Origin of the sequence: Bradyrhizobium sp. (genome assembly GCF_019242285.1) — a bacterium.
Lineage (GTDB): Bacteria > Pseudomonadota > Alphaproteobacteria > Rhizobiales > Xanthobacteraceae > Bradyrhizobium.
Map to the genome: position 1 here is coordinate 1 of NZ_JAFAVV010000259.1, position 23,380 is coordinate 23,380.

The 23,380-nt window shown below is 65.8% G+C and carries 22 protein-coding genes; 9 read left to right on the plus strand and 13 right to left on the minus strand.

What is annotated here, in order from left to right; genetic code table 11:
- From ybgF to JOY90_RS09940, 4 genes are all read left to right on the plus strand, one after another.
- Positions 1–321: tol-pal system protein YbgF (gene ybgF / locus JOY90_RS09925; RefSeq protein WP_291690957.1), on the plus strand; the 321-nt coding region annotated here is incomplete at its 5' end.
- A gap of 98 nt (positions 322–419) precedes the next feature.
- Positions 420–1,499 carry a tRNA lysidine(34) synthetase TilS gene (tilS, locus tag JOY90_RS09930; protein WP_291690958.1) on the plus strand — a complete coding sequence of 360 codons (1,080 nt, stop codon included), beginning with the start codon at positions 420–422 and terminating at the stop codon, positions 1,497–1,499.
- 266 nt (positions 1,500–1,765) lie between these two features.
- On the plus strand, positions 1,766–3,688 hold the full coding sequence (gene ftsH, locus JOY90_RS09935; protein ID WP_291690959.1) for an ATP-dependent zinc metalloprotease FtsH: 1,923 nt from the start codon (positions 1,766–1,768) through the stop codon (positions 3,686–3,688).
- 493 nt (positions 3,689–4,181) lie between these two features.
- Complete coding sequence (locus tag JOY90_RS09940) at positions 4,182–4,445, plus strand: hypothetical protein (RefSeq protein ID WP_291690960.1); 264 nt, start codon at positions 4,182–4,184, stop codon at positions 4,443–4,445.
- A gap of 94 nt (positions 4,446–4,539) precedes the next feature.
- On the opposite strand, the gene JOY90_RS09945 is transcribed toward JOY90_RS09940, so the two are convergent.
- From JOY90_RS09945 to JOY90_RS09960, 4 genes are all read right to left on the minus strand, one after another.
- Positions 4,540–5,136, minus strand: coding sequence for an HdeD family acid-resistance protein (locus JOY90_RS09945; RefSeq protein ID WP_291690961.1), 597 nt, complete (start codon positions 5,134–5,136; stop codon positions 4,540–4,542).
- A 61-nt stretch (positions 5,137–5,197) separates the two neighbouring features.
- The gene (locus JOY90_RS09950; RefSeq protein WP_291690962.1) at positions 5,198–5,590 is read right to left on the minus strand and encodes a PRC-barrel domain-containing protein; all 393 of its coding nucleotides are present in this window, start codon (positions 5,588–5,590) and stop codon (positions 5,198–5,200) included.
- A 27-nt stretch (positions 5,591–5,617) separates the two neighbouring features.
- The gene (locus JOY90_RS09955; RefSeq protein ID WP_291690963.1) at positions 5,618–6,040 is read right to left on the minus strand and encodes a hypothetical protein; all 423 of its coding nucleotides are present in this window, start codon (positions 6,038–6,040) and stop codon (positions 5,618–5,620) included.
- A gap of 110 nt (positions 6,041–6,150) precedes the next feature.
- The gene (locus tag JOY90_RS09960; RefSeq protein ID WP_291690964.1) at positions 6,151–6,543 is read right to left on the minus strand and encodes a helix-turn-helix domain-containing protein; all 393 of its coding nucleotides are present in this window, start codon (positions 6,541–6,543) and stop codon (positions 6,151–6,153) included.
- Positions 6,544–6,884: 341 nt separating this feature from the next.
- On the opposite strand from JOY90_RS09960, the gene JOY90_RS09965 reads away from it, so the two are divergent.
- A complete protein-coding gene (locus JOY90_RS09965; protein ID WP_291690965.1) occupies positions 6,885–8,090 on the plus strand; it encodes an ABC transporter substrate-binding protein in 1,206 nt (401 codons plus the stop codon).
- A 305-nt stretch (positions 8,091–8,395) separates the two neighbouring features.
- Here JOY90_RS09965 and JOY90_RS09970 read toward each other — a convergent pair whose 3' ends face one another.
- The 5 genes from JOY90_RS09970 to JOY90_RS09990 all read right to left on the minus strand — a co-directional run bounded on the left by JOY90_RS09970 (position 8,396) and on the right by JOY90_RS09990 (position 12,372).
- The gene (locus tag JOY90_RS09970) at positions 8,396–8,581 is read right to left on the minus strand and encodes a hypothetical protein (protein WP_291690966.1); all 186 of its coding nucleotides are present in this window, start codon (positions 8,579–8,581) and stop codon (positions 8,396–8,398) included.
- A 119-nt stretch (positions 8,582–8,700) separates the two neighbouring features.
- Positions 8,701–9,624, minus strand: coding sequence for an acetamidase/formamidase family protein (locus tag JOY90_RS09975; protein ID WP_291690967.1), 924 nt, complete (start codon positions 9,622–9,624; stop codon positions 8,701–8,703).
- Between the two features lie 32 nt (positions 9,625–9,656).
- Positions 9,657–10,508 (minus strand): ABC transporter permease, encoded by an 852-nt coding sequence (locus tag JOY90_RS09980; protein ID WP_291690968.1) that lies wholly within the window; start codon positions 10,506–10,508, stop codon positions 9,657–9,659.
- Positions 10,505–11,323 carry an ABC transporter ATP-binding protein gene (locus JOY90_RS09985; protein WP_291690969.1) on the minus strand — a complete coding sequence of 273 codons (819 nt, stop codon included), beginning with the start codon at positions 11,321–11,323 and terminating at the stop codon, positions 10,505–10,507. Before JOY90_RS09985 ends, JOY90_RS09980 begins: the two co-directional genes overlap by 4 nt.
- Positions 11,323–12,372, minus strand: coding sequence for an ABC transporter substrate-binding protein (locus JOY90_RS09990; RefSeq protein ID WP_291690970.1), 1,050 nt, complete (start codon positions 12,370–12,372; stop codon positions 11,323–11,325). The genes JOY90_RS09985 and JOY90_RS09990 overlap by 1 nt, the downstream gene beginning before the upstream one ends.
- A gap of 52 nt (positions 12,373–12,424) precedes the next feature.
- On the opposite strand from JOY90_RS09990, the gene JOY90_RS09995 reads away from it, so the two are divergent.
- Positions 12,425–12,553, plus strand: a complete 129-nt coding sequence (locus JOY90_RS09995) for a hypothetical protein (protein ID WP_291690971.1) — start codon at positions 12,425–12,427, stop codon at positions 12,551–12,553.
- A 411-nt stretch (positions 12,554–12,964) separates the two neighbouring features.
- Positions 12,965–14,251, plus strand: coding sequence for an MFS transporter (locus tag JOY90_RS10000; RefSeq protein WP_291690972.1), 1,287 nt, complete (start codon positions 12,965–12,967; stop codon positions 14,249–14,251).
- A 37-nt stretch (positions 14,252–14,288) separates the two neighbouring features.
- Here the strand turns inward: JOY90_RS10000 and JOY90_RS10005 are convergent, their stop codons facing one another.
- Positions 14,289–17,477 carry a tetratricopeptide repeat protein gene (locus JOY90_RS10005; protein ID WP_291690973.1) on the minus strand — a complete coding sequence of 1,063 codons (3,189 nt, stop codon included), beginning with the start codon at positions 17,475–17,477 and terminating at the stop codon, positions 14,289–14,291.
- Between the two features lie 225 nt (positions 17,478–17,702).
- On the opposite strand from JOY90_RS10005, the gene JOY90_RS10010 reads away from it, so the two are divergent.
- Together JOY90_RS10010 and JOY90_RS10015 are read left to right on the plus strand one after the other, a co-directional pair.
- The gene (locus JOY90_RS10010) at positions 17,703–19,199 is read left to right on the plus strand and encodes an AMP nucleosidase (RefSeq protein WP_291690974.1); all 1,497 of its coding nucleotides are present in this window, start codon (positions 17,703–17,705) and stop codon (positions 19,197–19,199) included.
- A 39-nt stretch (positions 19,200–19,238) separates the two neighbouring features.
- On the plus strand, positions 19,239–20,540 hold the full coding sequence (locus JOY90_RS10015; protein ID WP_291690975.1) for a sorbosone dehydrogenase family protein: 1,302 nt from the start codon (positions 19,239–19,241) through the stop codon (positions 20,538–20,540).
- 177 nt (positions 20,541–20,717) lie between these two features.
- On the opposite strand, the gene JOY90_RS10020 is transcribed toward JOY90_RS10015, so the two are convergent.
- From JOY90_RS10020 to JOY90_RS10030, 3 genes are all read right to left on the minus strand, one after another.
- Complete coding sequence (locus JOY90_RS10020; RefSeq protein ID WP_291690976.1) at positions 20,718–21,188, minus strand: PaaI family thioesterase; 471 nt, start codon at positions 21,186–21,188, stop codon at positions 20,718–20,720.
- An 87-nt stretch (positions 21,189–21,275) separates the two neighbouring features.
- Positions 21,276–21,569 carry a hypothetical protein gene (locus JOY90_RS10025; RefSeq protein WP_291690977.1) on the minus strand — a complete coding sequence of 98 codons (294 nt, stop codon included), beginning with the start codon at positions 21,567–21,569 and terminating at the stop codon, positions 21,276–21,278.
- A 665-nt stretch (positions 21,570–22,234) separates the two neighbouring features.
- Positions 22,235–23,380 (minus strand): glutamate synthase subunit beta (locus tag JOY90_RS10030; RefSeq protein ID WP_291690978.1); only part of this gene is annotated, 1,146 nt, incomplete at its 5' end.

Sequence of the window (23,380 nt, forward strand, 5' to 3'; positions counted from 1 at the left end):
GCCGAGCAGACGATGCGCAATTTTGCGGAGAAGTATCCGAGCGATCCGCTGATCGGCGACTCGCAATATTGGCTGGGCGAGAGCCTGTATCAGCGCCAGCAATATCGCGAGGCGGCCGAGGTCTTCCTCACCGTCACCAGCAAGTACGACAAGGTCGGCAAGGCCCCCGACGCGATGCTGCGGCTCGGGCAGTCGCTCGCGGCGTTGAAGGAGAAGGAGGCTGCTTGCGCCGCCTTCGGCGAATTGAGCAAGAAATATCCGCGCGCCTCGGCCGGCGTCAAAGCGGCGGTCGATCGCGAGCTGAAGAAAGAGAAATGCTGAGGCGTTGAGTTCGGCGCGTCGAATGTCGGTGTGGCCGTCGTGCCGCTGCAGGCCTAGACTGGCCTGCTTTTGCTCGATGACGTTCGAACAAGCCCGCCATGGCAGACGAAGATAATTCCCCAATCTCGGCGCAGGACGCCAGAGCGCTGTTCGCGGACTGGCGGTCCGCGCCCGCCATCGTGCTCGCCGTCTCGGGCGGACCGGACTCGGTCGCGCTGATGTGGCTCGCGGCGCGCTGGGGCCGCGCGCTGGCGCGCGGTCCGCGGCTCGTTGCGGTCACGGTCGATCATGGCCTGCGCCCGGAGGCGGCAGGCGAGGCGCGCGCCGTCAAGCGTCTCGCGCGCGCGCTCGCGCTCGAGCACCGCACCATGCGCTGGACCGGTGCCAAGCCGAAGACCGGCGTGCCGGCCGCGGCCCGGGCCGCGCGCTACCGGCTGCTGGCCCAAGCCGCACGCGCCGCCGGCGCGACGCATGTCTTCACCGCCCACACCCGCGACGACCAGGCCGAGACGCTGCTGATGCGGCTGTTGCGCGGCAGCGGCATTGCGGGATTGGCGGCAATGGCGCGCGAGAGCCCGCGCGACGGCGTGGTGCTGGCGCGTCCGCTGCTCGATGTGCCGAAATCGCGGTTGATCGCGACGCTTTCGAGGACGAAGATCGGTTTTGCCGACGACCCGAGCAACCGCGATCCGACTTTCACCCGCCCGAGGCTGCGCGCGCTGTTGCCGGCGTTGGCTGCCGAAGGTGGCGATGCACGCGCATTTGCGCGTCTCGCATCGCGTTTCGCCCGCGCCAATGCGGCCCTGGAAGTGCTGGCCGACGGCGCCGAGGGCTATCTTGCGCTCAAGCGCCGCGCAGCGCGAGCAGCGGCGGACGACGATCCGGCGGGCGAGGCGGCTTGCGAATTCGATGTCGAAGCCTTTGCTGCGCTCCCCGAAGAGATTCGGCTGCGGCTCCTGATCCGCGCGATCGACCGCGTCGGGCATGAGGGGCCGGCCGAGCTCGGCAAGGTCGAGGCCCTGCTGGCGCAGCTCGACCGGTCTTTTGCGGGAGCGCGGGGGATGCAGGAGCAGCACCGGGCTGGACCGAAACGGACCCTGGCGGGTGCGCTGGTAAGCGTGGATAAGGGGCGGATTCGCATCGAATCGGCGCCACTCCGGCGTTACCGGCCGTCGTAGAGCGGTTGCAAAGGACAAATGGACGCAGCGCACCGCTGCGCTGGTCACGCCGGAAGGCTTAACCACCCGGATAAACCCCAATTTCACCGCCATTTTTTGAGCGGGAATCGCGCTAGAATGGGCTAAATAGTCCTGCGTGGTTCCCTTGGCAGCAAGGCGAGTGGCACCTAAATTGTGAACGGTCGACGGGGGATTCCCTCGTGGTTACCCAGGGATAGGTCCCGAGGACAGAAGGCCGCGATCCGCGCGACCACGAAGGAAGATCAATGAACGCGAATCTGCGCAATTTCGCCCTCTGGGTCATCATCGTGCTATTGCTGTTGGCGCTGTTCACGCTTTTCCAGAACCCAGGTCAACGGGTGTCCTCGCAGGACATCTCGTTCTCGCAACTCCTGACCGAAGTCGATCAGGGTCATGTCCGCGACGTCGTGATCCAGGGCCCCGAGATTCACGGCACCTTCACCAACGGCTCCTCCTTCCAGACCTACGCGCCGAACGATCCGACGCTGGTGACGCGGCTCTATAACGGCAAGGTGCAGATCACCGCCAAGCCGCCGGGCGACAACGTGCCGTGGTTCGTCTCGCTGCTCGTCTCCTGGCTGCCGTTCATCGCGCTGATCGGCGTCTGGATCTTCCTGTCGCGGCAGATGCAGGGCGGCGCCGGCAAGGCGATGGGCTTTGGCAAGTCGCGCGCCAAGATGCTGACCGAGGCGCACGGCCGCGTCACATTCGAGGACGTCGCCGGCGTCGACGAGGCCAAGCAGGACCTCCAGGAGATCGTCGAATTCCTGCGCGACCCCGGCAAATTCCAGCGCCTCGGCGGGCGGATTCCGCGCGGCGTGCTGCTGGTCGGACCGCCCGGCACGGGCAAGACGCTGATCGCGCGCGCAGTCGCGGGCGAAGCCAACGTGCCGTTCTTCACCATCTCGGGCTCGGATTTCGTCGAGATGTTCGTCGGTGTCGGCGCGAGCCGCGTCCGCGACATGTTCGAGCAGGCCAAGAAGAACGCGCCCTGCATCATCTTCATCGACGAGATCGACGCGGTCGGCCGCCATCGCGGCGCGGGCCTGGGCGGCGGCAACGACGAGCGCGAGCAGACGCTGAACCAGCTCCTGGTCGAGATGGACGGCTTCGAGGCGAACGAGGGCGTGATCCTGATCGCGGCCACCAACCGTCCCGACGTGCTCGATCCGGCGCTGCTGCGGCCCGGCCGCTTCGACCGCCAGGTCGTGGTGCCGAATCCCGACGTCGTCGGCCGCGAGCAGATCCTGAAGGTGCATGTGCGCAAGGTGCCGCTGGCGCCCGATATCAACCTCAAGACGATTGCGCGCGGTACGCCCGGCTTCTCCGGCGCCGACCTGATGAACCTCGTCAACGAGGCCGCGCTCACCGCGGCGCGCCGCAACAAGCGCATGGTGACGCAGGCCGAGTTCGAGGAGGCCAAGGACAAGGTGATGATGGGCGCCGAGCGCAAGTCGCTCGTGATGACCGAGGAGGAGAAGCTGCTCACCGCCTATCACGAGGGCGGCCATGCCATCGTCGGCCTCAACGTCGTCGCGACCGATCCGATCCACAAGGCGACCATCATCCCGCGCGGGCGCGCGCTCGGCATGGTGATGCAGCTCCCCGAGCGCGACAAGCTGTCGATGTCGCTCGAGCAGATGACGTCGCGGCTCGCGATCATGATGGGCGGCCGTGTTGCCGAGGAGCTGATCTTCGGCCGCGAGAAGGTCACCTCCGGTGCGGCCTCCGACATCGAGCAGGCGACGCGCCTTGCCCGCATGATGGTGACGCGCTGGGGCCTGTCGGAAGAGCTCGGCACCGTGTCCTATGGCGAGAACCAGGACGAGGTGTTTTTGGGGATGTCGGTGTCGCGCACTCAGAACGCCTCGGAGGCGACCGTCCAGAAGATCGACTCCGAGATCAAGCGCCTGGTCGAGGAGGGCTACAACGAGGCCAAGCGCATCCTCACCGAGAAGCACGCCGATCTCGAGACCTTGGCCAAGGGCCTGCTCGAATACGAGACGCTGACCGGCGAGGAGATCATCGATCTATTGAAGGGCAAGAGGCCCAACCGAGAATCGGTGCTTGAGCCGACCGCGCCCCGCACTTCGGCGGTGCCGCCTGCCGGCAAGCCGCGCCCGCGTCCCGATCCGGACCCTGGCCTGGAGCCGCAGCCGCAGGCGTAAGCCTCGCGAAATCGATATCGCCGGCGCCTCCGGCAAACCGCTCGCGCAAGAGCTCGGCATCAAGCCGGGCTTTTGCATTTTTTGTCGTTGGCGCGCCGGCGTCCTATCGCGACGTGGTCGGCCAATTACCTTCCGAAGTGATCGTGGCCCCACGGTTCACGGCGCCGCTCGACATGGTGCATTTGTTCGTCGCCCGTGCGGGCGGGCCTCGCGGATCACTGGCCCTATGCCGCAAGGCGATCGCTCCCGACGGCATGATCCGGGTGTCATGGCCGAAGAAGACCTCGGACGTCGCGACTGACCCCCGGGGGCGACAGTGCGGTCCGCAACACCGCGCTGCCGCTTGGACTGGTCGACGTCAAAGTCTGCGCGGTCGATGTGACCTGGTCAGGCCCGAAATTCGTGATTCCGAAGAAGCTGCGCTGAGGGACCAGTTGTGGAACCCCGGCGGGCGCTCGCGAGTTGTCCGATCGGAACCACAGGGACCATTCGGGTGAGCGAACGTCCTCACGTCAACCGGCCGCTTATTGCCGCCATCGCGCTGTGCATCTCCCTCGTCTGCGCCGGCGTGCTGGTCATGGGAATCCGTGACCGCTGGCACCAGCCGGAGATCAAGTCGGCCGAGCAAGCGCAGACCACCACCACCGGTCGGGCCGCCCGCTCGGTCGGTGCGACGGTGTCGGAGACCGATCCGAAGCTCGCGGTCGAGCCGACACCCGCCGGCCCGAAGCAGGCCCAGCCCGCCAATCCGAATTGATCTGATCGCCTCGGTGCGGCGCCCGGACGAACAGCCGGGCCAATCGCGTTTGCGCTCGACCGTTTGAGCCGGGACCGCTCAGACCCCTCTGAATCTAACGCTGCAACATGAATTTCCGGAGCCGGATGGCGAGACCGACATACATGCAGCCGATGAGGACGGCGAACCATCCGATTGTCCACACCACGGACAGCGCACCAGCGCCGGGCATGACCATGACGAGGATTCCGAACGCGAGCGACAGCAGGCCGCTCAGGATCAGGATCCACTCATTGTCGATCTCCTTGCGCAACTGGATTGCGCCCCAGATCTGCAACACGCCGATGATGATGGCCCAGCTCGCGATGATCATCAGCAGCACCAGCGCCGTGAGGCCGGGCATCAGGAATGTCCCGACGCCAGCCAGGATGCCGCAGACGCCGACGAGCGCAAGCCACCAGCGCGTCGATGATGGCGCATGGCCTCCGGCGATCGCCGTCGCCAGTGCCAGGATTCCGTCGGAGATGGCATAGATGCCCCATATCAGCGTGAGAGAGAGCAGCGTGAGGTCTGGCCAAATGAAGGCGAGCACGCCGAACGCGATCGCGGCAAGCCCGCGCAGCAGCAGGAGCCACCAGTTTTTCGCCAGTGAACGTAGCAGCGAGCCGACGATCGGGGTTTCGGGTCCCATGTGAATCTGCGTCGATGTCATGGCTGTTTCCTTTGCGCATTTGAGGCTGCAGAGACGTCGGCCGCCTCCCGCAGCGTGAGGTCTATTTGGCATACTCAAAGGGAGGTGCTGACTTCAGTGCTTCCTTGGTCGCACCGGGCAGCACCGGTTTGTTGTCGACCAGAGTCAATTTCGAAACGGCAACGGCAACATCGTGCTTGGCCACCGCAAGAAAACTGCCGGCATTGATGATGGCGTAGGTGACCGCTTTGTCACTCGAGACGATGGCGTCATCGACCGTGCCGACGCGTTCGTTGTTGTCGTTATAGATCGGCTGGCCGAGGATTTGACGTTTGGCGCTCCAGCCGAGAGCCACGTCGCGCATCTCGGCGATGCTGACGCCGACCAGCGTCGAGCCTGCGACCTGCGCCTGCGCGATCGCCGGCATCGCCAGGGCCAGGCAGGTCGGGACGAGAATGCGGATGATTTTCGTCATACTGCTCCCCTCGATCGTGCTCGGCCGCTACGATTGGGCGGCTTCGTCTGCAGCAACGCGGCCATCGATCGCGTCGAGCACCGCGAGCTTGGCTTGTTCGATCGAGGCGATCGCGTAGTCGATCGCAAAGCCCGCTTCCCATTCGAGCCGGTCGGCCCGATCTTTCGCGCGCTTGACGTCGTGCTCGTGTTTGTGGTGCGCGATGTCCGCTTTCAGCGCATTCAAGTCGGCGGCAATTTTTGCACGCAGTGCGCCCCAGCTTTTTTCGGCCGTATCGCTGGCCTTTTTGAGCTCCTGATCGACCTTCTCGACGGCAAGCTTCGCGTCGTCACGCGCCTTCTGCTGATGCTTGGCCAGCTGCTCGTGCGCCTCTTTCTCGGCAGCCGCCAGGCTGTCCTCTGCCGTTTTTGCGCGGGCCGACAGGCTGGCGAGTTGTTCGGAGAGTTTCATGGGTCGCTCCGTTGCTTGAACATGACAGCGCAACAGCTAGAGCATGCTGAGCAAATATGATTGTACGAATCTGATACTTTGTACCAATTCGCCCGATCGGCGCGACCCGGTTAGCCGAGCGCCGTTTTCCGCCACTGACCCGGGCTGGCGCCCGTGATCCTGCCGAACACGCGCGTAAAATGGCTTTGATCGACGAATCCGCTGGCCAGCGCGACTTCCGAAAGCGAGAGCTTCGCGTTGCGCAGGAGTTGCTGCGCGATCGCGATGCGTCGTTGCAACAGCCATTGGTGTGGCGCCATGCCGATCGTCTTGCGGAATGCCCGGGCAAAGTGACCGCTCGACAGACCGCACAGCTGGGCCATGGCGTCGATCGATATGTCGCCATCAAGATTGGCGCTGATCAATTCCTTGACCTGACGCACCTGAAGCGGCGTCAATCCTCCCATTTCGGAAGATACGCGAAGCCCTTCGTGCCACTCAACAGAAGAGGTGCTCTCAGTCATCGCACGGACGCACTTAGACAGGCCAGCGAGAGGTCCTTGAACCTGTTCGCTGGAGGATCGCATGCCGCCGCTGGCCGGAAAACAATACCACCTTCGCGAGAACAATCAATTTCACGATGACATAAAAGCGCTTAGCAAGACGCGATGGCTACGAGTGGCAGCCACAGATTGCAATCGATGCGATTGGGTTTGATTGCCATCAATCCGGCGATATCGTTGCGAGACGATGGCAACCGATCCCGCTAACATGCGCCGGCTCGCAACAATGAGGGCGCGGCGAGGCGAAGGCGATTGGGCCGTCTCGTCAATCAATAACCCAGAACAGAAAGGGGAGGGGAGCGATGCATTCCATCGTTAGATCCGCTGCAGTGTGCGCGCTTGCATTGCTGGGGCCGGCATCGGCCGTGCCGGCAGCCGAGTTGCGCGGCGTGTCCGCGAGCGAGATCAAGATCGGCCAGACCATGCCCTATAGCGGTCCGGTGTCCGCCTTCGGCGCACTTGGCAAGGGCGAGGTCGGCTATTTCAAGATGGTCAACGAGCAGGGCGGCATCAACGGCCGCAACGTCAACCTGATCTCGCTCGACGACGGCTACGCGCCGCCGAAGACGGTGGAGCAGACGCGCCGGCTGGTCGAGAGCGAGGAGGTCGCGCTGATCTTCTCCTCGATCGGCACCGCGCACAACACGGCGATCGCGAAATATCTGCAAAGCGCGCACGTCCCGCAATTGTTCGTGGGCTCGGGCGCCTCGAAATTCGCCGACATCGCGCAATATCCGCAGGCCACCGTCGGCGTGCAGGCGCCGTTCCGCTACGAGGCCCGGCTCTATGCGCGCCATGCGCTCGACAGGAATCCGAACGCGAAGTTCGCGGTGATCTCGCAGAACGACGACTATGGCCGCGACTATCTCGCGGGCCTGAGGGACGTGCTCGGAGAGAAATACGACGCGTTGGTGACAGGTGTGACCTATGAAGTCACCGACCCGACCATCGACTCCCAGATCGTCAAGCTCAAGGCGTCCGGCTCCGACGTGCTGCTGATCGCGGCGACGCCGAAATTCGCAGCACAGGCGATCCGCAAGACCTACGAGATCGGCTGGCGCCCGATGACGTTTCTCTCCAGCACGGCGGTCTGGATTTCGACGGTGATGAAGCCTGCTGGGCTGGAAGCCGGCAAGGGCATCATCTCGACCGCCTATGTGAAGGACCCCGACGATCCCGCCTGGAACGACGATGCCGGCGTCAAGGCGTGGCGGGAGTTCATGGGGAAGTATGTTCCGGAAGCCGACCTGCATGACACCAACTATGTCAACGCCTACAACAGCGCGATGACGCTGGTCGCGGTGCTGAAGGCCTGCGGCGACGATCTCTCGACCGAGAACATCCTGAAGCAGGCATTCTCGATCCACGATCTCGAATTGCCGATGCTGCTGCCGGGCATCAGGGTCAACACCAGTCCGACCAACCATGCGCCGGTGTCGCAGATGCAGTTCATGCGCTTCAACGGCCAGACCTGGGAGCGTTTTGGCGAATTGCAGACGGGGAACTGAGGATACGCAAGGGATTCGCAACCGGTGCCGCAAAGAGAGGGGTAGGGAGGGCTAATCGTACTAAGTCACATGTGTGGTGCTCTCGTTGAAATTCTTGAGCTTTTTGGAACGACCATATTTGCACAAAGACGAGTCGATTCAATGGCTTGAATCTTCTTGTGACTCAGTACGACTAAGCGGCCACGCGCAGAGAAACGCACCACGCAAAGGCAAGCGCGTGCCCACCATTCAAACGTGCTGTCGAGACATGGTGGGCACGGCGCTCGCGCGCCTCAGCCCACCCTACGCATCTGAAAGCGGGGGCGTCAGCTCTCGCCGGCCGCCTTCCTTTCCGCGATCGCGCGCTCCACTTCGGCGGCCAGCGTCAGCAGTTGCTCGGCCAGCCGCGCGAACAGATCCCGCTTCGCCGGCTCCCCGGCCAGATCCCGGATCAGAGCGCATTCGGCAGCATCGGTGCGGAGCTTTTCCAGGTGGGCCAGCATGTCCTTCATCGGCGAGCAGTCCCCTGCCTGAGTGCGAACAATCCAGCGACAATGCCCGCCGCCACGCATTTTTGCACAACATTTGTTAGGTGCGGCGCGGCAAAGGGACCAGCTTGCCGCGCTCAGGCTCAACCGCGATATCGAGACAAGACGTCCTTGCTGACCTTGCAGATGTAGGTATATTTCGGATTGACCACCTGCGTGCAGCGCGCCTCGGCGATCTGGCCGAGCAGCATGTAGCCTTCGGCCGCCGGGATCTTCCAGTCGTCCTCCATCCAGTAGACCATCTCCTCGAAGGCGATCCGCATCGCGTCCTCGAGCGGACGGGCGCAGCCGAGCGTGCAGAAATGGCTCGGCGTCTCGATGCGGGGATGGTTCAGGCGAGCCGGCGCCTTCGCCAGCGAAACCTTCACGGTCAAGTTGGCGGCGATCTCGATCGCACCCATGCCATTGCACTCGCCGTCGCCCTGGATCGCATGGCAGTCCCCGAGGAAGAGATGGGCGCCCGCCTTGTTGACGCGGAAGAAGACGCTGTTGCCGGTCGTGATCTCCTGCACGTCCATGTTGCCGCCGTGCGGACCGTTGTCCACGGTCAGCACCGCGCCGTGGATGGGCGCGACACCGGCCACGCCAATCATCGGCCGGACCGGCAGCTTCAGATGCTCGTTCCAGTGCACGAGCCCGTCCTTGACCTCGACGACCCGGGTCTGGATGCCGAATTCCTTGCGGCGGACCCAGTCGGGAAACATCCCGATGCCCGGCCACAGCGCGGTGAAACCGAGCTGGTCCAGCTCCATGTCGACGATGTCGAGGCGGAGCATGTCGCCCGGCTTGGCGCCGTTCACCTCGATCGGCCCGGTCGCGCCGTTCACGAATGGCAGGGTCACGTCCGCCTCGGTCAGTTGCTGGCCGAGATGGCGGATGGTGCCGTCGTTGACGTTGATCGCGCATTCCACCACGAAGGTCTCGCCCGGCTCGACGCCGGCGATGAATTTGTCGTCGCCCGATAGCGCGTATTTGATGTTGCCGGCCTTGCTGATCCGTTTCGACATGTTCGCTCCCATTTTAAGGCGTTGGCGGCAAACTAGACGTGGTGACGCCACGGCATCAAGAGCCGCTCGATCTTGCCGACCAGGAAGGTGAGGACCAGCGCCAGCGCGATTGTCACCACGAGCGCCGCGAACACTTTCGGGATCACGTAGAGCGACCCGGCCTTGAAGATGGCATGCCCGAGCCCGTCGGAGGACGACATGAACTCGCCGACGATCGCGCCGATCAGCGCGAAGCCGACCGTCAGTTTCAGCCCCGCGAAGATGTCGGTGAGCGAGGCCGGCACCACCAGCTTGCGGAAGATCTGGAATTTCGACGCGCCCAGCGTCTTCATCAGGTTGATCTGGTCCGGATCGACGCCGACCGCGCCCTTGTAGGACGTCACCAGCGCGACGATCACGACCGACAGGGTCGACATTGCGACCTTGGAGATCAGGCCGGTGCCGAACCAGATGATGACGATCGGCGCCAGCGCGATGATCGGGATCGAGCCGAGCGCGATGACGAACGGCTCGACGACGCGGGAGACGAAGCGCGAATACCAGAGCGACAGGCCGATCAACGTTCCCACCAGGTTGCCGACAAAGAAGCCCAGCAGCGTTTCCATGCCGGTGATGGAGGTGTCGCGCCACAGGCTGCCGTCCCGCACCATCTGGCCGAGAAAGCCCGCGATCGCCGACGGCGAGCCGAACATGAAGGCGGCCGCGCTGTTCTTGGGTGTCGCGTGCTCCCAGAACGCAAGGAACACGATCAGGATCGCGAGCTGGGTCACGAGGACGGCGATGGCGGCACGCAATCGGCTCCAGCGCCGCCGTGTCGACGACGGCGCGCCTGGCGCGAGTGGCGGCGCCGCGTGCGCCATGGCGGTGTCGACATCCGCGGTCATTGCAGCACGACGTCGAGATCGGCCCAGATGCGCCGGACGTGGTGGCTGAAATCCGGACGCTCGCGCAGCGCGATCACGTCGGTACGGTCGCTGCCGAGCTCGATCTCGTAGGCCGCCTTCACCTGCGTCGGCCGCTTCGACAGCACGATGACGCGATCGGCGAGCGAAACCGCCTCCTCGATGTCGTGGGTGATGAGCAGCAGCGAGCGCCGACCCTTGCGCACCAGGGCGAGCATGTCGTTCTCCAGAAGGAGCTTGCTCTGAAAATCGAGGGCCGCGAACGGCTCGTCCAGCAGCAGCACGTCGGGCTCGTTCACCAGCGTGCGGGCCAGCGCCACGCGCTGGCGCATGCCGCCGGACAAGGTCGATGGATAATGGTCGGCGAAGCCGTGCAGGCCGAGCTGGTCCAGCAGGGCGCGGCTGCGGTCCTCCGCCTCGGCCGCCGCAAGCCCTCGGATTTCCAACCCGAGCATGGTGTTGCCGAGTGCAGTGCGCCACGGCAGCAGCAGGTCCTTCTGCAACATGTAGCCGACGTTCTGCGGCTGGCCGGTCACTTCCCGGCCGTGCCAGCGGATGTTGCCGGTGTCCGGCACCAGCAATCCGCAGAGCGTGTTCAGCAGCGTGGTCTTGCCGCAGCCGGAGGGGCCGACGATGCTGACGATCTCGCCTTCCCGCAGCGTGAGGCTGAGGTCGGCGATGACGGGCACGATGCGGCCGTGATGGTCGTAGCTCTTGGCCATGTGCTCGACGACGAGGGGCGGGACAGTCCCGCCACTCGTCGCGGCTGTCGTCGCATGGATGCTCGGCTGGGCCATCATTTCGCGCTGGCGATCGCCTTCTCCGCGAACGAGTTGTCGATGATCTCGTTGAATGGAACGGTGCCCTTGGCGTTGCCGAGATAGACCTGCATGTCGATCAGGTTCTTCCACTGGTCTTCCTTGGTGATCACCGACTGCGCCGGGATCAGGTATTTCAGCTCGGCGTCGATCGCCTTGTCGACGACGTCGCCCGGCAGGTCGGGAAACTCCTTGCGAGCGACCTCCTTGGCATAGGCCGGATCGGCGTAGGTCCTGCGCGAGGCCTCCTCGAACGAGGTGACGAGCGCCTGTACCATTTCCGGGTCCTTCTGGATCGTCGATGGCAGCACCATGATGCCGGTGTTGCAGAACGGTCCCATGTAGTTGGAGAAGTCGAACACGATCTTGGCGCCCTGCGCCTCGGCGGCGGCGACGCTCGGCTGATAGGCGATGGCGACGTCGGCCTGCCCCGCCAGCATGGCGGCGATCTCGGTGCCGGGATTGACCGGGACGATGGTGGCGTCGGTGCCGAGCTTCAGCCCGGCCTTTTCCAGCATGCGCTTGGTGACGCTGTAGTTGGTGTTCGGCTCCGGCGAGGTGACGATCTTCAGGCCCTTGAACTCCTTTGGGTCGGTGATCGGCTTCAGCGTTTTCGACACCCCGAAATAATGCGCGCGCTGCACCACGGTGCCGACCACGATGCCGGGGCCGCCGTTCTCGCGCGAGATCTGCGCCATGGTCGCGTCGCCGATCGCGAAGTCCGCGGAGCCGCCGAGCACGGCCGCGAAGGTCTGGGTGTCGCCGCCGGCCGCGCTCACCTGCATGTCGAGGCCATTCTTGGTGAAGATGCCGGCGTGCATGCCGACATAGAGATTGATGTAGCCGAGATTGTGCACGGCCTCGCTGAAGCGCACGGTCTTCAAGGCGGCCGCTGAAGCACGGCGCGCTCCGCCCAGCGATGTCATGCCGAGACCGCCGGCAACGGCCGCGGAGGCCGCCAGGAAACCGCGCCGGCTCAGGCAATGACTGGTCGTAGTATTGGACAGGCAGTGAATTGGGTCGGTCATCACAAGAACTCCTCAAACTGCGCGGTCGGCCCAACAGTAGAGTGCGGCTTCGATGAGCAGCAAGCCAAAACATGCAACGGCGATTGCCGCCGGCTTTGACGAGACGTTCTTCGACAGCGCGGGCGCTGACGTAGCTGCGGCCGAAATTGGCGCGGACCTGCAACACTCCTGCCGCGAATAGTGACGTGCTGATCAATTGACGTTCACGCCGTCCGTCATTTCGTCGCTTTTCAAATTCGGGCTGCACAAAGAAATTGCAGGCGACCGCGCGCGCTCCTCCCAAAGTCTGCTGAATGCTGCTGTGCACGTCGCTTGCCATGCTGCTTTTGCATGCGCATACTGCGCGTATCAGATGACTGTCCCGAAGCCGCCGGTATGCGGTGCGGGATGTTTGTACTGGCGCTGCTTGCGTCATGTCTCGACGCGGGATCAGCGCGACACATCTTTTTCTGAAATGACGGCCGGCCGCGTCGCCGGCGCCGACTTTTGTTGACTTCGCGGCAACGACGCCGCGCGGCGACCATTGAAAGCAAGCTTCGAGAACGAGCGCGGAGAACGAGCAAGCCAAATAGCAAATACACGGAGGAAACGGATGACGATGACGGCTGAGATGCCCGGCCAGGTGCCGTGGTGGAAAGAGCCTACCAAGGATCAATGGGTCGCCTGGATCGCGGCCTGGCTCGGCTGGACGCTCGATGCGTTCGACTTCACCATCTTCCTCCTGATCATGGTGCCGATCGCGGATGCCTTCCACGTGCCGCTGCTCGAGGTGACCGCTGTGTTCACCATCACGCTGTGGCTGCGCCTGGTCGGTGCCGTCGGCTCCGGCTGGCTCGCCGATCGCATCGGGCGCAAGGCGCCGTTGATGATCTCGATCCTCTGGTACTCGGTCTGCAACCTGTTCGCCGGGCTTTCGCCGAACTTCGCGCTGCTGTTCCTGTTCCGCGCGCTGCTCGGCATCGGCATGGGCGCGGAGTGGCCGGCAGGCGCCGCGCTCGCGATGGAGTCGTGGCCGGCGCGCTCGCGCGGCCTGATGAGCGGCCTGCTGCAAGGCTCGTGGAGCCTCGGCTTCCTGGCGTCGAGCGCCGCCTACGGGCTGCTCTACGACGTGATCGGGTGGCGCGGCCTGTTGATCCTCGGCGTGCTGCCGGCATTGGCCGTGGTGTGGATCCGCATCTATGTCAAGGAACCCAAGGTGTGGGTGGAGAACCGCCGCATCCAGCGCGAGCAGCAGCAGGAAGTCCGTGCACCGCTGCTCGAGATCTTCCGCCGGCGCATCCTCGGCAACACGCTGATGGCCTGCCTGTGGATGGCGTCGGGTTTCGTGATCTACTATTCGGTCTATGGCATGTTCGCGACCCATCTGCAGAAGGACCTGCATCTCGGGGCCGCGATGGTCGCGATGCCGATCGCGCTCGCCAACCTGGTGGCGTTCCTGGCGAGCGGCTTCTGGGGCTTCGTCGCCGACATTTTCGGCCGGCGCTGGGCGATGATCATCCCGGGGGCGATCGGCGCCTTCGTGACGCCGTTCTACCTGTTCTCGGATTCCTATCCCGTGGTGGCCGGCGCGTTCATCCTGCAGGGCGCGTTCCTCGGCGCGATCTACGGCCAGAACCCGTCGTACCTGACCGAGCGTTTCCCGACCGAGGTTCGCGCCACCGCGTCGGGCTTCTGCTATCACCAGGGCGCGATCTGGGCCGGCTTCACCGGGCCGATATTGGCGTTCTTCGCGGTCAGCATGCCGCTCGGCTTCGCGGTGCCGATGATGGTGTCGACCACGGCTGCGGCGGTCGTGTTCGTGATCACGCTCCTGTTCAGCCCGGAGACCAAGGGCAAGGAGCTGGTGCCGCAGCTCACGCTGGTCGAGCACGCCGCGTGATCGACGTCGCGGCCGCCTTCGGGCGGCCGCGCTTGCCTTACCGTCCGCCATTGCCGACCAGCACGAACGGCGCCCACACGCTCGGCTGCGCGTTGGCGCCGCCCTTGGCGATCAGGGCGACCAGCGAGCGGCGCAACGCCTCGGCGCGGCCGATCTCGCCATGAGCCACCATGGCGTCGATCGCACCGGTGGTGATCGCGACCGCGGCATCCGATCGCACCGGCCAGTGCGAGACCAGCAGCGCGCGGGAGCCGGCATAGAAGAAGGCGCGCGCGAGGCCGGAGAAGGCTTCCGCATTTGCCTCTTCGCCGGCCGCGGTGTCGCAGGCCGACAGCACCACCCAGTCGGCGTCGAGCTTGAGGCCGGCGATCTCCGACGATGAGAGATAGCCGTCATCGACGGTTGTCGCCGCCGCCGGCGGCGTCAGGATCAGCCCGGGCTCGATCGCGCCGCGCACCTGGCCGGCCAGTGCGCCATGCGTGGCGAAATGCAGGACGCGGTATTGCGCGAGCGTGCCGGCGTCGCTCAGCGCCTTGACCTTCGTTTCGGTCGCGTCATTGCCGAGGTAGACGTCGCCTTTGACCGGCGCAAAGCTGTTTGCGACCGCGCAAAGCTCGAGCGCGGTTTCCGGCAGCGGCATCTGGCGCCTGAGCAGCTCGACGTCGGCCGTCCCGGAAAGCGCGATGATCGAACGCGCGCCGCGCTGCGCGATCTGCTCGGTGCGGCCTTGCGGAAGGTCGCCGCAGCTTTGCAGCAGGCGCGCGAGCTTCGCGCGTTCGGGATCGCCGTTCAGCAGCGGATTGCCGAAGCCGGCGAACGGCTTGGGCGCCTTGCTGCCTCGCGCGAACTGGCGCAGCGCCCTCAGGCTCGACACCGAGGGCAGCACCGTGGTTGCGAACCGCTTCACCAGCCACGGCGCCTTGGCCAAATCTGCCTGGCCATGGTCGGGCTTCTCGGTCAACAGCACCTCGAACGGCAGCGTCGCCAGCGGCCCCGACGGCACCAGGATCAGCTGCTTGCCGGCGATATCCTTCTCCACCGGGCCGAGCAGCGCCTGGTACAGGATGTAGGCTTGCTCCTGGTCGAACGGCAATTGATTGGCGCCGCCCGGCGGGCGTTGCAGATTGGGTTTCGTGGCGCAGGCGCCGTCGTCCTTGGCAAGCCACGCCGCTTCGTCGAGCCCGCAGCGCAGGGTGCCTACGATCTCCGCAAGCTGTTTCGCGCCGATCGGCGCGGCATGCCAGCGCACATCCGAGCGGGTGACCGTCCAGACGAAGGTGAATTGCCGGGTCGTCGTGAACAGCAGCAGCGCCTCGTTCGCGCCGAGGGCTGTCTGCGCTTCGGCGACCGGCACCGACGCCCTGGTTACCAGCGTCGCATAGTTCGGGAACTGCGCGGCGATCGCGCGATCGAGCTCGCTGATCTGGCTTGCGATGCCCGCGGCCTGCACGCGCAGCGCCTGCTCGGTCTGCGGGTTGCGCGCGGCGTTCGGCCGTGACAGCGCGGCGATCAGGAGCCTGTCGGTTGCGATCGCCTGCTCGCCGAGATCCTGGCGCTGGCGCACGCGCGCGGCGAGATCGCCACCGCTCGCGGCGACCCGCGCCGACATGCCGGCAATGGCCCGCGCCGTCTGCTCGTCGCCGATCCACTGCGCGGCCTCGAACGCCTCGGCGCGCAGCGTCGCCGCCTTCTGGCCGTCGGCTGCCGCGAGGTTGTAGGCGGCGACGATCAGACCGGGATAGGGATTGGTGTCGTCATGGCTCCTCAAGTCGGCCCGGGTCTGCTCCTCGGCCGCCGCCGCGGCGCGGCGATCGTTGAAGATCGCGGCCGCGGCCGCGAAGGCGTCATGGGCCTCTCGCCATTGCTTGAGATCGAGGTCATGGCTGCCGAGATTGACGTAGGAGTTGGCGACGTCGGGATGCGCGGCGCCCAGCGTGCGAAGCCGGATATCGAGCGCCTGCTGCAACAGCGGCGCGGCCTCTTGCGGCCGGCCGGTCGAGTCCAGGATGACGCCGAGATTGTTGAGGCTGCTGGCGACCAGCGGATGCTGGCCGCCGAGCGCGGCCTGGCGGATCGCGAGCGATCGCCGCGCCAGCGGCTCGGCCTCGGCGTAGCGGTCGTCGTCGGCGAGGAGGTTGGCAAGATTGTCCAGGGCAATGGCGACATCGGGCGCGTTCGGTCCAAAACTCTTTTCTCGGATGGCGAGCGAGCGCCGAAAGAGCTGCTCCGCATCGCCCTTCCTGCCGAGCCGCGCCCGTGCCTCGGCGAGATTGTTCAGCGCGGTCGCGACATTCGGATGATCCGGTCCGAAGGCCTTCTCCTGGATCGCCAGTGCGCGCACCAGCAGCGCCTCGGCCTCCGCCGCGCGACCCTGGCGCGTGAACACCAGCGCGAGATTGTTGAGGCTTGCGCCGACATCGGGATGGTCGGGCCCGAGCGCCTTCTCCCGGATCGCCAGCGCCCGGCGCGCCAGCGCCTCGGCCTCCGGCAATCGCCCCTGCGCGCGGCGGAGCTCGCCGAGATTATTGAGCGTCGCCGACGTGTAGAGGCTGTCGCGTCCGTGCTGTTTCTCCTGCAGCGCCAGCGCGTCGGAATAGGTGGTCTCGGCGAGCTGCAGCTTGCCCTGCGCGCGTGAAACCTCGGCGATGTTGTTCAGCGCGGTCGGCACCATGACGTCGGCCTTTCCCGGCGCCTTGCGGAAGGCGTCGAGCGCGCGGTTGAACTGGTCGAGCGCCTCCGCCTCGCGCAATTGCTGGTGACGCAGATTGCCGAGCGGCATCCGCGCCAGCGCGGTGGCGAGATTGTCGGCGCCCAGCACCGCCTCGTCGATCGCGACCGCGCGCGTGATGTCGCGCTCGGCTTCGGCGAGCCGGTCCTGGGCGAGCTCGATCTGGCCGAGCGTGGTCAATACCGCGGCGACGTCGGGATGATTGGCGCCGAGACCCTTCTCACGGATCGCCAGCGCCCGCTTCAGCGTGCTTTCGGCTTCCGCCGACTGGCTCTGTGCCTGCAGTACCTGCGCCAGCACGATCAGGGTCTGGGCGGTGACGAGCGACTGCCTGCCGGTCGCCCTCTCGGCCTCGCTTTCGAGCCTGCGCGCAAGCGGGGTGGCTTCGACGTAACGGCCTTCCTGCGCCAGCGCCGTGATGCGCTGCATCAGCGTCACCAGGTCTTGCGGGCCGGCGCCGGAACGGGACACGAGAATCAGGGTGAGAAGCGCGAACACTGCGGCCCGCGCGAAAAATCGACGCCACGATACCAGCATTTCCCGAAATCCGCTCCGACGTGCCTTGCCAAAGCGGCTGCTATCGCCGCAGGGTGAGGCCGCAGCATGGCAGGCCGGCGGGGCCGAGGTCGGTCCGTGGCCGGCTCCGAGTGGCCCTGTAAGCTGCGCCAAGCCGTCATATTCCAGTAATATGTTCGGTAGAGCGATTCTTTCCGATCGGACGCCATGCCTTCCCGACCCGCCATCCAGACACCGCCCCCCATTGCGACCAAGACCTTCACCGATGCCGGCGCCGCCGTCGCCCGGCTCGAGGAGATCTACGCGCGCAACACGCAGTTCCTGCGCGACCGGTTCGAGGCCTATGCCAAGGGCGAGGTGCTCGCGACGCGCGTCCGCGCCACCTATCCCTTCGTCCGCATCACGACCGCGACCCATGCGCGGCTCGATTCGCGGCTGTCTTACGGCTTCGTCGCCGGTCCCGGCGTGCACGAGACCAGCGTGACGCGGCCCGATCTGTTCCGGCGCTACTTCACCGAGCAGATCCGGCTGTTGACCGAGAACCACGGCGTGCCAGTCGAGATCGGCGAGTCCGGTGAGCCGATCCCGATCCATTTCGCCTATCGGCGTGACATCAACATCGAGGCGGCGTTCACCAACAACGACAACTCGACGTTCTGGCGCTCGCTGCGCGACGTGTTCGACGTGCCCGATCTCGCCGCCATGGACGATGCGATCGCCGACGGCACGCTTGAACGGCCGCCCGGCGCCCCCGAGCCGCTGGCGCTGTTCCGTGCAGCGCGCGTCGACTACTCGCTGCGCCGGCTCTATCACTACACCGGCACCGATCCGGAGCACTTCCAGAATTTCGTGATCTTCACCAACTACCAGTTCTATGTCGATGCCTTCGCGCAAATGTGCCTGCAGCGGCTCGCCGCCGGCGAGGCCGGCGCCGATGCCTTCGTCGCGCCCGGCAACGTGATCACGCGCAGCGTGCGCCTCGGCGGCGGCACGGTCGGCATCGCGCCGGAGCGCATGCCGCAGATGCCTGCCTTTCATCTGGTCGAGCCGGGGGATCGCGGCATCACCCTGATCAACATCGGCACCGGGCCGTCCAATGCGCGCAACGTCACCGACCACGTCGCCGTGCTGCGGCCGCACGCCTGGCTGATGCTGGGCCACTGCGCGGGCCTGCGCAACACGCAGCGGCTTGGCGACTACGTGCTCGCGCACGGCTATGTCCGCGAGGACCACGTGCTCGATCACGAACTGCCGCTGTGGGTGCCGATCCCGGCGCTGGCCGAGATGCAGGTTGCGCTCGAGGAGGCGGTCGGCGACGTCACCGGGCTTTCGGGCTTCGAGCTGAAGCGGCTGATGCGCACCGGCACGGTCGCGAGCGTCGACAACCGGAACTGGGAGATCAGCGGGCCCGCGGTGATCCGGCGGTTGTCGCAATCGCGCGCCATCGCGCTCGACATGGAATCGGCGGCGATCGCCGCCAACGGCTATCGCTTTCGCGTGCCCTATGGCACCCTGCTGTGCGTCTCGGACAAGCCGCTGCACGGCGAGATCAAGCTTGCCGGCATGGCCGGCTCCTTCTATCGCCAGCGGGTGGGGCAGCATCTTCAGGTCGGGCTGAAGGCGCTGGAGCGGCTCAAGCAGCAGGAGTCGGAACGCCTGCATTCGCGCAAGCTCCGCAGCTTTGCCGAGGTGGCGTTTCAGTAGCGCGGTCGTCCCAAGGCACGCGATCAGCAGGGGACTTTCATGGACTTTTCCAGCATGTTTGCGCGCCTCGTCGCGCTCGTCGGCGCCGGTGCGCTGCAGTGGCGCAAGATGCAGGGAGCGCAGCCGGAGCCGGCCTGGGGTGCGGCCCCGGCGATACCGGTCGCGAAGCCGCAAGGCGCGATCCCGACGCTGAAGATGCCGACCGCGCGCGGCTGGCGCGCCGGCGAGAAGCCCGTGGCGGCTCCGGGGCTGAAGGTCAACGCGTTCGCGACCGGGCTCGACCATCCGCGCTGGATCGAGGTGCTGCCCAACGGCGACGTGCTGATCGCCGAGTCGACCCAGGTCGCGGGGACGCCGAGGAGCATGTTCCACTATGCGATGCAGGCGACGATGCGGCGCGCCGCGGCGCTCGGCGTCAGCGCCAACCGCATCACACTGTTGCGCGACAGGGATGGCGACGGCACGGCCGAGGTGCAGCAGCCCTTCATGGAAGGACTGAGCCAGCCGTTCGGCATGGCGCTGGTGGGCGATACCTTCTATGTCGGCAACACCGACGGCGTGATGGCGTTTCCGTACACCGCTGGCGCCGACCGCATCACGGCGGCCGGACGAAGGCTCACCACCTTCAAGCCCGACGGGCACTGGACGCGGAGCCTGCTCAAGAGCGCGGACGGCACGAAGCTCTACGCCGGCGTCGGCTCGCTCACCAACATCGCCGACGACGGCATGGAGGTGGAGGAGGGCCGCGCCTGCGTCTACGAGCTCGATCTTGCGAGCGGCAACAGCCGCATCTTCGCGGGCGGCCTGCGTAACCCCGTCGGCCTCGCCTGGGAGCCCGTGACCGGCGTGCTCTGGACGGTGGTCAACGAGCGCGACGGGCTCGGCGACGAGACGCCGCCGGACTATCTCACCTCGGTGCGCGACGGCGGCTTCTACGGCTGGCCCTACTGCTATTGGGGCCAGACCGTGGACGACCGCGTGCCGCAGGATGCGGCGCTGGTCGCGAAAGCGATCACGCCGGACTACGCGCTCGGCGGCCACACCGCCTCGCTCGGCCTGTGCTGGATGCCGGCCGGCACCTTGCCCGGCTTCCCCGACGGCATGGCGATCGGCCAGCACGGCTCGTGGAATCGCTCGACACTCTCCGGCTACAAGGTCGTGTTCGTGCCGTTCGAGAACGGTCGCCCGTCCGGGCCCGCGCGCGACATCCTGAGCGGATTCCTCGCGCCGGATGAGAGCCATTCCTGTGGCCGGCCGGTCGGCGTCGCCCTCGGTCCCGACGGCTCGCTGCTGGTGGCCGACGACGTCGGCGACGTGATCTGGCGCGTCACGGCGGCGTGAGCCCAGGGAGGAGGGTAGGCCAAGCTTTGGACTTCGCTCGAAGAGCGAAGGCGGAAGCGTGCCCACCATTCTCTCGACAGCGTCGCGTCGAAATGGTGGGCACGCTTCTGTCTTTCCTGGGTGCGCTTCTGTGCAAGCGGCCGCTTTGCCCACCCTACGGCTCCTGCGGCTGCGGCATCAGCTCGGAAAGATCAGGCACGTGGTCGTGCCGTGGGCGAGCAGGCGGCCCTTGGCGTCGGTGACGCGGCCGTCGGCGGTACCGACGCGACGGCCGACGTTGAGGATGGTGCCCTCGGCCCGGATGGGGCCCGTCTCCAGCGTGATCGGCCGGACCAGCGAAATCTTGAACTCCAGCGTGGTGCTGCCCGTGCCCTTGTCGAGCATCGACTGGATCGCCAGTCCCATGCAGCTATCGAGCAGCGTCGCGGTAAGACCGCCATGCACCGTGCCCCATGGATCGAGGAGCGCGTCCGTCGGCTCCAGCGTGATGGCGACGCGGCCGCTTTCGGCCTCGACCACCTCATAGCCCAGGGTCCGGGCCATGGTGTTGAGCGGCAGCGCGCCGCTGGCGAGGCCCTGAACGAATTCCAGTCCGCTCATGCCCCTCTGCTGCTCGGTGCTCGCCGTGCCGTAGGTCCTGGTCGCCATGTTTCGGTTCCCCATTTTTGCGCGCCTCGGCATCCAACGGCGGCACTGCAACGAGAGCCACCCGATTTCCGATAGCAAGCAGCAGCCCTACGATGACTGGAACACCTCGGCCAATCGGCAAAACATTGGCGAAGGCTTTCCGTGGCTGACGAGCTTCACGTCCAGGTCGAAGCCCGCAGCCAGCTTCAGGGCCCGGTGCAGACCATCCTCGATCCAGCTCTCGTCATTGCCGAAGGCGCCGCCGCCGAGGCTCGTCAGGAGGACGATGTTCGAGCCGCGTTGTGCGTTCAACACCGCCGCCCACAGCGTCGCCTCATAGGCGGCCTCCAGGACGAGACGCGCGGCTTCCTTGAAGCCAGTGAGTTTTTCGAACCAGTCCACCGGAGCTCTCCTCGTATGCGAAACCAGCAGGGGTGTTCGCCCAGGTGCCTCACATCAGATTCAAACGGTTCGGGGCGTGCCGGCGCATTCTCGCGGCGCATTTGCGCCCGAGCTTTGCGGATGTTTCACCCTCAGGAAACAAGAGGGCGCAGGGAAGACCGGGTATCGACTGATACCCATGGCCCCCGTGCAGCAGATAAGCACGGGGCAGGAACCACAGGTCAGCCGAATGACCGGCCTTCCCTGCGCAATGGTTTTAACGCTTATACCGTGCTCTCCCCGGGGACCGGGCTTTCTTGCCCCCGTCATGCGCGAGGTCATCTCCTCGCGCATTTGACACCAGCATCGGGGTGTCAGGACCACACGGCTTGGCCGTCCGCGTCGACGCCGCTCGTCTGGCGACATCACCCGCGTCCATCGCATCCCGCCCCACGCTCGTGACGACGCGTTCGCCCCTCTCATCGAGGCAGGATGGGCCATAATTGCCACGACTTCGGAAAAAAGGAAAGAGAAAATTTGGCTGTGGCGAGGCGACGGCATGAACGTGATTGAATCATTTCGCAAAATTTCTGTTTTGGCGCAGCCGATTTTTGCGCAATTTTGATCGCTGCGAACCGAAAATTCGAGCTCACTCGGCTGATTCGCCGAATGAGCGGGGCTACGAGCTACCTTGGCAGGTTCGTCTTGCCCATCAGATAGCGGTCGATCGCCTGCGCGCACAACCGGCCCTCGCGGATAGCCCACACCACCAGCGACTGGCCGCGGCGCATGTCGCCGGCGGAGAACACGTTCGGCCGCGAGGTCTGGTAGTCGGACGTGTTCGCGCGCACGTTGCCGCGCGGGTCGAGCTCGACCGCGAGCGTCTTCAAGAGGCCCTCGTGCACGGGATGGACGAAGCCCATCGCGAGCAGCACGAGCTCGGCATCGAGCTCGAACTCGGTGCCGGGCAGCGGCTTGAACTTGTCGTCGACCTTGACGCAATGCAGCTTCTTCACTGCGCCGCCTTCACCGGAGAAGCGCTGCGTCAGCACGGCATATTCGCGCACGGCGCCTTCGGCCTGGCTGGAGGAGGTGCGCATCTTGAGCGGCCAGTTGGGCCAGCTCAGGCCCTTGTTCTCGCGCTCGGGCGGCGCCGGCATGATCTCGAGCTGGGTCACCGACTTGGCGCCCTGCCGGAACGAGGTGCCGATGCAGTCAGAGCCGGTATCGCCGCCGCCGATCACCACCACATGCCTGTTGCTCGCGAGGATGTCGGCCGCGCCGGTCGACGGCTCGTTCGACACGCGGCGGTTCTGCTGCGGCAGGAAGTCCATCGCATAGTGGATGCCGGTGAGGTCGCGGCCGGGGATCGGCAGGTCGCGCGGGGCCTCCGCGCCGCCGGTCAGCGCGAGCGCATCATAGTCGTTCAGCATCTCGCGCGGGTCGATCGCGCCCGGCGCGGTGCCGCCGACATGGACGCCGTAGTGGAACACGACGCCCTCGGCCTCGATCTGCGCGATGCGGCGGTCGATGATGTTCTTCTCCATCTTGAAGTCGGGAATGCCGTAGCGCAGCAGTCCGCCGGCCTTGGCATATTTCTCGAACACGTGCACGTCATGGCCGGCGCGGGCGAGCTGCTGCGCGCAGGCGAGGCCCGCAGGCCCGGAGCCGATGATCGCAACCTTCTTGCCGGTCTTGTCCTCGGCGATCTCCGGCCTGACCCAGCCGTTCTCGAAAGCGCGATCCACGATCGCGCATTCGATGGTCTTGATGGTGACCGGGTTGTCGTCGATGTTCAGCGTGCAGGAGGCCTCGCAGGGCGCGGGGCAGAT

What these genes read in the sequence shown, in the direction of transcription:
- tilS (WP_291690958.1), top strand. Translation starts at nt 420, where the DNA reads ATGGCAGACGAAGATAATTCCCCAATCTCGGCGCAGGACGCCAGAGCG.
- ftsH (WP_291690959.1), top strand. Translation starts at nt 1,766, where the DNA reads ATGAACGCGAATCTGCGCAATTTCGCCCTCTGGGTCATCATCGTGCTA.
- JOY90_RS09945 (WP_291690961.1), bottom strand. Translation starts at nt 5,136, where the DNA reads ATGACATCGACGCAGATTCACATGGGACCCGAAACCCCGATCGTCGGC.
- JOY90_RS09950 (WP_291690962.1), bottom strand. Translation starts at nt 5,590, where the DNA reads ATGACGAAAATCATCCGCATTCTCGTCCCGACCTGCCTGGCCCTGGCG.
- JOY90_RS09955 (WP_291690963.1), bottom strand. Translation starts at nt 6,040, where the DNA reads ATGAAACTCTCCGAACAACTCGCCAGCCTGTCGGCCCGCGCAAAAACG.
- JOY90_RS09960 (WP_291690964.1), bottom strand. Translation starts at nt 6,543, where the DNA reads ATGACTGAGAGCACCTCTTCTGTTGAGTGGCACGAAGGGCTTCGCGTA.
- JOY90_RS09965 (WP_291690965.1), top strand. Translation starts at nt 6,885, where the DNA reads ATGCATTCCATCGTTAGATCCGCTGCAGTGTGCGCGCTTGCATTGCTG.
- JOY90_RS09970 (WP_291690966.1), bottom strand. Translation starts at nt 8,581, where the DNA reads ATGAAGGACATGCTGGCCCACCTGGAAAAGCTCCGCACCGATGCTGCC.
- JOY90_RS09975 (WP_291690967.1), bottom strand. Translation starts at nt 9,624, where the DNA reads ATGTCGAAACGGATCAGCAAGGCCGGCAACATCAAATACGCGCTATCG.
- JOY90_RS09980 (WP_291690968.1), bottom strand. Translation starts at nt 10,508, where the DNA reads ATGACCGCGGATGTCGACACCGCCATGGCGCACGCGGCGCCGCCACTC.
- JOY90_RS09985 (WP_291690969.1), bottom strand. Translation starts at nt 11,323, where the DNA reads ATGGCCCAGCCGAGCATCCATGCGACGACAGCCGCGACGAGTGGCGGG.
- JOY90_RS09990 (WP_291690970.1), bottom strand. Translation starts at nt 12,372, where the DNA reads ATGACCGACCCAATTCACTGCCTGTCCAATACTACGACCAGTCATTGC.
- JOY90_RS09995 (WP_291690971.1), top strand. Translation starts at nt 12,425, where the DNA reads ATGAGCAGCAAGCCAAAACATGCAACGGCGATTGCCGCCGGCTTTGAC.
- JOY90_RS10000 (WP_291690972.1), top strand. Translation starts at nt 12,965, where the DNA reads ATGACGATGACGGCTGAGATGCCCGGCCAGGTGCCGTGGTGGAAAGAG.
- JOY90_RS10010 (WP_291690974.1), top strand. Translation starts at nt 17,703, where the DNA reads ATGCCTTCCCGACCCGCCATCCAGACACCGCCCCCCATTGCGACCAAG.
- JOY90_RS10015 (WP_291690975.1), top strand. Translation starts at nt 19,239, where the DNA reads ATGGACTTTTCCAGCATGTTTGCGCGCCTCGTCGCGCTCGTCGGCGCC.
- JOY90_RS10020 (WP_291690976.1), bottom strand. Translation starts at nt 21,188, where the DNA reads ATGGCGACCAGGACCTACGGCACGGCGAGCACCGAGCAGCAGAGGGGC.